The organism is Rhodococcus sp. BP-261 (genome assembly GCF_019835205.1).
Classification (GTDB): Bacteria; Actinomycetota; Actinomycetes; order Mycobacteriales; family Mycobacteriaceae; genus Rhodococcoides; species Rhodococcoides kyotonensis_B.
Genome location: NZ_JABUCO010000038.1, coordinates 22,893 through 29,671 on the forward strand (window position 1 = coordinate 22,893; position 6,779 = coordinate 29,671).

Below are 6,779 nucleotides of genomic sequence, written 5' to 3' on the forward strand. Positions count from 1 at the left end.
CAGTCAGAACCCGCCGGCCACTGCGACCACCGTTCGGCCGGTGACACCTCCCCGCGAGATGTCGTTCAACGCCGCATGCACATTCGAGACAGGGACTTCGGTGACGAGTTGATCGAGGCGACGTGGGCGCAGCGTCGATTCGAGTTGCTGCCAGGTTGCTCGACGATTCTCGATGGGCCGCTGGACGGAGTCGATGCCGAGCAGTGCGACGCCCCGAAGGATGAACGGCAGAACCGTCGTCGACAAGCCTGCGCCGCCGGTCAACCCGCTAGCGGCGACGGCGCCTGCGTATCGCGTGGTCGACAGAACGTGCGCGAGCGTCTTTCCGCCGACGCAGTCGACGGCGCCCGCCCATTCGGCACGGCCGAGCGGTCGCGGCTTCGCGTCGGGATCTTCGGGGAGGCGGCCGATCACGTGCGCTGCTCCGAGGCTGGTCAACAGGTCGACGGCATCCTTCTTGCCACTCGATGCGTGGACCTCGAAGCCCGCCGCCGACAGCAGATCGACGCTGACGCTTCCCACGCCACCGCTGGCGCCGGTGACGACGATGGGGCCGTCGTCCGGTCGGATCCCGTGGGTGAGCAGGGCTTCGACGCTCATCGCGGCGGTGAAGCCGGCGGTACCGATCGCGGCGGCGTCGCGCGTCGACAGTGTCGTGAGAGGGACGACCCAGTTTGCCGGTACTCGCGCGTATTCGGCGTAGCCGCCGTGTTGCCCGGTGCCGATGTCGTACCCGTGGGCGACGACTTTCTGTCCGACGGAGATGTCGTCGGCAGCGGACTCGACGACGGTTCCGGCGATGTCTATACCCGGGACGTTCGGATAGTCGCGGACCACACCACCCTTCGGTGTGATGGCGAGCGCATCCTTGAAATTGACGCTCGAATACTCGACGGCGATCGTGACCGCGGGTGCGTCGTGACGGGGAAGGAAGGTCTCGTCGACCGTCTCCTTCGCGAGTTCGATTCGGGATGCGTCCGGTTCGTGTGCGACTTCGCGGGCAACCAGGGCACTGAACGACGAGGGAACGGTCACGACAGGAGGTCCTTTCGTTTCGCGGATGTGTCCCACAGTAATTCAGAGGAGCGACACCGATTTCATGCGCGGCGTCTGTTCTTTGTCGGTGGGTCGAAGTATGGTCCTGTGTCGTGATCATCGTGAGTACTGACGGCTCGTGTCTGCGTAATCCGGGTGGCGCCATCGGGTGGGCCTGGGTGAATCACACGGGCCCCAGCAACTCCGGTGGAGAAGCGTCGGGTACCAACCAGATCGCCGAGCTTCGCGCTCTGTTCGAAGCAATAGTCGCGCATCCGGGCGATGAGCCGTTGTTGATCGAATCCGATTCGCAGTACGCCATCAAGTGTGCGTCCGAGTGGTTGCCCGGATGGAAGCGCAAGGGGTGGAAGACGGCAGGCGGGTCGCCCGTCAAGAACCTCGATCTCGTCATGAACATCGATCGCGCGATCACCGAGCGCACAGGCCCCGTCCGGTTCCGCTGGGTTCGTGGTCACGTCGGCAACCACTTCAACGAAGCTGCCGACGCGCTCGCCGGTGAAGCCGCGCGTGCTGCGGCTGCGGGAAACTCCACGGCGGGAAACTCCACGGCGGGTACATCCACGGCGGCCACGTCGGCTGCGGTGGCGGCCGCGAGGTCTACTCCCGCCCTGAAGGCAAATGCCTCTGATACACGGAACGACGCCGACCTCGACGAGGTTGCGACCCTGTTCTAGGCCGAAAGTCGTGAGATCAAGCCTGCGATGGGTTGTCGTCCGACCCGTCGGTTGCTCGATCGAGAACTACGACGCCCGCTTGGCCCAGACGCAGCTTGGTGCACAACGCGGTGAGCGTCGTCATCTCGTCGTCGGACAGAACGCCGCCGACGTAGCGGCGGATTCGGGCTGCGTGCTTGCGGCCGATGTCGCGCTGCACGGCGAGTCCGTCGTCGGTGAGGACGACGACGGTTCCGCGTTTGTCGGTCGGATCCGGTCGGCGCGTGACGTACCCCAGCTTTTCGAGGCGTTCGCACAGGCGACTGAGTGACGGTTGGCTGAGCAGGATCTCGTCGTTCAGATCGTGCAGACGCAGCTTGCGGGTGGCGCATTTGCTCAATGTGAACAGCACGTCGTACTCGCGCAGGCTGATCGGATTCCAGATGTCGTCCGCGGTGAAGCGTCGCATCAGCGACACCTGGGAGCGAAAGAGCGACTCCCAGGCGTCGGTGGCGAGCTCGGTACTAGAGGGCAACTACTTCGTCCTTGCGTGCCAGCATGCTCGCGTGCGTCGGCGGGTTCTCCGGCACACCTTCGGGGCGTCGGGCAGCGAATTCCTTACGCAGCACGGGTACCACTTCCTCGCCCAGCAGGTCGAGCTGCTCGAGCACCGTCTTCAGCGGAAGCCCGGCGTGGTCCATGAGGAACAGCTGGCGTTGGTAGTCGCCGAAGAAGTCCGCGAAGGTCAGCGTCTTCTCGATCACCTGCTGTGGCGATCCGACGGTCAGCGGCGTCTGCTCGGTGAACTCTTCCATGGTCGGGCCATGGCCGTAGACGGGTGCGTTGTCGAAGTACGGGCGGAACTCCTTGACCGCGTCCTGGCTGTTCTTGCGCATGAACACCTGGCCGCCGAGACCGACGATGGCCTGGTCGGCGCGTCCGTGACCGTAGTGTTCGTAGCGCTGCCGGTACAGGTTGATGAGCTGGATGTAGTGCTCTTTCGGCCAGAAGATGTTGTTCGCGAAGAATCCGTCACCGTGGTACGCGGCGATCTCCGCGATCTCGGGGCTGCGGATCGAGCCGTGCCAGACGAACGGCGGAATGTCGTCGAGGGGGCGAGGCGTCGACGTGAAGCTGTCGAGCGGCGTGCGGAAATTGCCCTGCCACGTGACGACGTCCTCGGTCCACAGGCGTCGCAGTAGCTGGTAGTTCTCCAGTGCGAGCGGAATGCCTTGTCGGATGTCCTGTCCGAACCACGGGTACACGGGTGCGGTGTTGCCGCGGCCCATGATCAGGTCGACGCGGCCGTCGGCGAGGTGCTGCAGCATCGCGTAGTCCTCGGCGATCTTCACCGGGTCGTTGGTGGTGATCAGCGTGGTCGACGTCGACAGGATCAGATTTTCGGTCTGAGCCGCTATGTAGCCGAGCATGGTCGTCGGCGACGACGGGACGAACGGTGGGTTGTGGTGCTCGCCGGTCGCGAAGACGTCGAGGCCGACGTCCTCGGCGTGCTTGGCGATGGTGACCATCGCCTTGATGCGCTCGTGTTCGGTCGGCTCGCGGCCGGTCGTGGGGTCGACCGTGACGTCGCCGACGGTGAAGATTCCGAACTGCATGGCGTGCTCCCAAGTTCATGCGTTTGCATTGACTTGCACTGTAACCGCAGGAGTGGGCGGAGTATTCCGGGGGAGTGGGTCAGCTGTCGATCAGCGATGCAGTGCCCGACAGGGCGCGCACGTCGTAGGACTCGAGCGCGCCGTGCACGAAGCGGTCGCCGGCGATGTTGCCGCGCCGGGTGAACAGGACCGCGTAAGAGGAGAAATGCACCGGCTCGTTCTCGACGTTGACGCGCGGGACCACGGCCAGCAGGTGGGTGGAGTTGCCGTCGTGTACCTGTTCGACGATCGTGCGGATCTCGTAACCGAGGTCCGTTCGCGTCACCTCGGTGGACTCGAGTATGGCGCCGCTCAGCACGAGTTGTGCCGCCGCAACCCCGGAAAGTCTGTTCGTGTCGAAGGATCCCGTCAGCTCGTCGCCCTCGAAAACATAGTGGTTGGCCGCTGTGTAGGACATGCGCGCAAGGCTAGGTCGTCGGCTGGAGAAGAGATAGGTCGTGGGCTGAAAAAATTTTTCAGATCCGACCCATCCACCCCATCACCTGCCGCGAATCGTAGATGAGACGCCCGCCGCTGCTGTCGCCCCCGACCGCCGTCAGCTGTGGGCGTCTCCCTTTGTCTGTGGTGTGTCGGGCGTCGATCGTTACCTTTCTGCATGGCGCGGGAAGGGCGTGATTCACCCGATCGTCACGTGCGGTCCATAGCGTCACAAGACATGCGTCGCACACTCTTGGTCGCTTTGTCCGCTGCCGCGTTGACTGCCGTGTCCGCGGCTCACGCTCAGGCCCTTCCCATCGATGCCGGGTCGTCGAACAGCGGGTCGTCGAACACCGGGTCGTCGGAGCCTGCACCCGCCTTCGATCTGCAGGCGCACCGAGGCGGGCTCGGACTTGTCAGTGAGAGCACGATCGCAGCGTTCACCAACGCACTCGAACTCGGCGTCACGACGTTGGAACTCGACACGCAGATCACTGAGGACGGCGTCGCCGTTGTGACGCACGACCGTCGAGTATCCGACAAGAAGTGCCTCGACACGGTGCCGGTCTTCGACGGTGACCCCGAGTTTCCCTACGTGGGTAAGTACGTGAACACGCTGACGCTCGCGCAAGTCGAGACGCTCGACTGCGGGTCGCTTCGGTTGGCGGATTACCCGGAGCAGCGAACAGTGCCGGGTGCCCGTATGCCTACGTTGACCGAGGTGCTCGACGTGGCGAAGACGTCACCGAACGTCCGTCTCAACGTCGAGACGAAGTTCGAAGCGGCAAGCCCGACGGAGACTGCGCCGCGCGAGCAATTCGTCGACATCGTCATCACCACCATCGAACAAGCCGGAATGCTCGATCGCGTCAGCATTCAAAGCTTCGATTGGGGTGCGCTGCAGCTGGTTCGAGCGATGAGGCCGTCTGTGCCGCTCGTCGCGTTGACGAACGGCGACTTCCTTCAAGTCGGTCAGGATGGGGCGTCACCGTGGCTCGGCGGACTCGACGTCGACGACTTCGGGGGCGACGGCGTCGCTGCGGCCGCATCGATCGGCGCGTCTGCGTACTCGCCTGTGCAAGGTAACCCGCAGAACGGGGCGGTGGGAGATCCGGGCTTCGAACTGTATGTCACGCGGCAGATGGTCGACGACGCCCATGCGCGCGGCATGCGCGTCATTCCGTGGACCGTCGACGATCCCGCGACCATGAACGCACTGATGGACTTGGGTGTCGACGGTATCATCACCGACTACCCGAACAGGCTGCGAGATGTCATGGCGCAGAGAGGAATACCGCTTCCCGCGCCGCAGCGGTGACGTGATTCAGCTCAGGTCGTAGACGACCCCGGTGAGCTTTTCGCTTTCGTTCCACAGCTTTTCGGCGAGTTCGGGATCTTTGGCCTTGGCCGAGATCTTGGCGGGCCCTGGGGCGCCGCGTGATTCCATCAGCCACCTCGGACCCGTGTACGACGCCGGCCCGCCGTTCTCGAGTGCGTCGAGCGTGGGAAGTGATCCGGCGCGGGCGGATTGGGAGATGAACAAAAGGCCGATCGACGCGGCGAACGAGACGACCTTCGAGCTGCCGAGGCCGTCGGGGCTCGTGTACAGCTCCGTCGAGGAGATGCCGGGGTGGGCGGCGTTGCTCGTGATGGGGATACCTGCTCTGTCGAGTCGTCGCTGAAGTTCCAGCGCGAACAGCAGATTGGCGAGTTTCGAGTTCGCGTACATGCGCTGCGGGTTGTAGCCGCGTGTGGCGTGGAGGTCGTCGAAGTTCAGCTTGGGGGCTTGTTTGTGGGCCACCGACGACACGGTGACGACGGTCGCGCTGTCCGCTGCCCGGAGGTTCGGCATCAGGTGGCCGGTCAACGCGAAGTGACCGAGGTGGTTGGTGCCGAACTGAAGCTCGAACCCGTCCTTGGTCTCGGTGCGCTTCGACGGCATCATGACCCCGGCATTGTTGATGAGCACATCGACCTTCGCGGGCGCGGACTCGGCGAAGGAGCGCACAGAATCGAGATCGGCGAGGTCGAGGCGGGCGGTGTCGACGACGCCCTGAGGTGCATCTGTGCTCTTCCGGGCTTCTGCGGCGATCTTCTCGGCCGCTGCGTCGGCCTTGTCGAGGTTGCGGCACGCAAGTGTCACGTGGTCGCCCTGCTTCACCAACTCGAGGGCGGTGAAGTAGCCGATACCGGTGTTTCCGCCGGTGAGAAGTACGCGTCGATGGTTGTTGTCGGACACGGCGCCCAGGGTACGGGAGACCCTAGGATGTGGCCATGAACGAGGTTGAACGTGACTGAACCCGTCAACCGCTTTCCGAAGGGAACGGGCCGTCCGGCGTCGCGGGCGTTCGACGCTGCAGGTTACCGGTCGTTGGACGAGCTTGCGGGACAGTCGAAATCCGAGCTCGCGAAACTGCACGGCGTGGGGCCGAAAGCATTACGGGTCGTCGAAACGGCGCTGCAGGAGCGCGGACTGGACCTGGAACCGTAATACCCGCCCGTCAGAAGGGTGGTGGTCGGCGTTTGTCGCGGGCGGCGGCAATGGCTCGGTGTTCGATGTATTTGGCGCGAAGTTCGACGGCGTCGGTGCGTGCTTGTGGGTCGGTGAGGTGTGCGATGTGGGCGAGGGTGGGGGCGTGGGGGTCCCAGGTGCCGTCGGTGGGGGTGTCGTTGATGTTCTGTTCCCACCAGGTGGGTTCGTAGAGTTCGGTGGGGTGATCGAAGATTTCCCCGGCTGGTGCCGGGGGTGTTGGTTTTTCGGGGTCGACGATGCGGTGGTCGTCGAGGTTGCGCCCGAAGGTGAAGTACCCCAGGTTTTGTTCCTATGCGGTTACGAGGGCCGGGGCGGCTGACTCGCTGGGTTGTGAGATGTCGATCAGGGTGGTCTCGTATTCAGCCGGGGGCATGTAGCCGAGCGCTTCGTGTAGACGCTGATGGTTGTACCACCACACGTATTCGAGCGTCGCGAACTCGACGT

9 protein-coding genes are annotated in these 6,779 nt (G+C 64.2%); 3 read left to right on the plus strand and 6 right to left on the minus strand.

Features of this window, described 5'->3' with window-relative positions; all coding sequences use genetic code 11:
* Nucleotides 1-3: 3 nt before the first annotated feature.
* On the minus strand, nucleotides 4-1,035 hold the full coding sequence (locus HQ354_RS24460; protein ID WP_222635817.1) for an acryloyl-CoA reductase: 1,032 nt from the start codon (nucleotides 1,033-1,035) through the stop codon (nucleotides 4-6).
* Between the two features lie 113 nt (nucleotides 1,036-1,148).
* On the opposite strand from HQ354_RS24460, the gene HQ354_RS24465 reads away from it, so the two are divergent.
* Nucleotides 1,149-1,730: a ribonuclease H gene (locus tag HQ354_RS24465; RefSeq protein WP_222635816.1), complete on the plus strand. Its 582-nt coding sequence runs from the start codon at nucleotides 1,149-1,151 to the stop codon at nucleotides 1,728-1,730.
* 16 nt (nucleotides 1,731-1,746) lie between these two features.
* On the opposite strand, the gene HQ354_RS24470 is transcribed toward HQ354_RS24465, so the two are convergent.
* From HQ354_RS24470 to HQ354_RS24480, 3 genes are all read right to left on the minus strand, one after another.
* The gene (locus HQ354_RS24470; RefSeq protein ID WP_371828821.1) at nucleotides 1,747-2,178 is read right to left on the minus strand and encodes a MarR family winged helix-turn-helix transcriptional regulator; all 432 of its coding nucleotides are present in this window, start codon (nucleotides 2,176-2,178) and stop codon (nucleotides 1,747-1,749) included.
* 55 nt (nucleotides 2,179-2,233) lie between these two features.
* Nucleotides 2,234-3,325, minus strand: a complete 1,092-nt coding sequence (locus HQ354_RS24475) for an LLM class flavin-dependent oxidoreductase (RefSeq protein WP_222635815.1) — start codon at nucleotides 3,323-3,325, stop codon at nucleotides 2,234-2,236.
* 79 nt (nucleotides 3,326-3,404) lie between these two features.
* Nucleotides 3,405-3,782 carry a hypothetical protein gene (locus HQ354_RS24480; protein WP_068430974.1) on the minus strand — a complete coding sequence of 126 codons (378 nt, stop codon included), beginning with the start codon at nucleotides 3,780-3,782 and terminating at the stop codon, nucleotides 3,405-3,407.
* Nucleotides 3,783-4,040: 258 nt separating this feature from the next.
* Here HQ354_RS24480 and HQ354_RS24485 point away from each other — a divergent pair, with 258 nt between their 5' ends.
* Nucleotides 4,041-5,120, plus strand: coding sequence for a glycerophosphodiester phosphodiesterase family protein (locus tag HQ354_RS24485; protein ID WP_084423997.1), 1,080 nt, complete (start codon nucleotides 4,041-4,043; stop codon nucleotides 5,118-5,120).
* A 6-nt stretch (nucleotides 5,121-5,126) separates the two neighbouring features.
* Here the strand turns inward: HQ354_RS24485 and HQ354_RS24490 are convergent, their stop codons facing one another.
* Nucleotides 5,127-6,041, minus strand: a complete 915-nt coding sequence (locus HQ354_RS24490) for an oxidoreductase (RefSeq protein ID WP_068430977.1) — start codon at nucleotides 6,039-6,041, stop codon at nucleotides 5,127-5,129.
* Between the two features lie 51 nt (nucleotides 6,042-6,092).
* Between HQ354_RS24490 and HQ354_RS24495 the strand changes: the two genes are divergently transcribed.
* On the plus strand, nucleotides 6,093-6,293 hold the full coding sequence (locus HQ354_RS24495) for a DNA-binding protein (protein WP_222635814.1): 201 nt from the start codon (nucleotides 6,093-6,095) through the stop codon (nucleotides 6,291-6,293).
* A 331-nt stretch (nucleotides 6,294-6,624) separates the two neighbouring features.
* Here HQ354_RS24495 and HQ354_RS25805 read toward each other — a convergent pair.
* Nucleotides 6,625-6,779 (minus strand): IS3 family transposase (locus HQ354_RS25805; protein ID WP_261769086.1); only part of this gene is annotated, 155 nt, incomplete at its 5' end.

Excerpts from the sequence above, each read along its gene's own strand:
- HQ354_RS24470 (WP_371828821.1), bottom strand. The coding sequence starts at position 2,178 with ATGCGACGCTTCACCGCGGACGACATCTGGAATCCGATCAGCCTGCGC.
- HQ354_RS24475 (WP_222635815.1), bottom strand. The coding sequence starts at position 3,325 with ATGCAGTTCGGAATCTTCACCGTCGGCGACGTCACGGTCGACCCCACG.
- HQ354_RS24480 (WP_068430974.1), bottom strand. The coding sequence starts at position 3,782 with ATGTCCTACACAGCGGCCAACCACTATGTTTTCGAGGGCGACGAGCTG.
- HQ354_RS24485 (WP_084423997.1), top strand. The coding sequence starts at position 4,041 with ATGCGTCGCACACTCTTGGTCGCTTTGTCCGCTGCCGCGTTGACTGCC.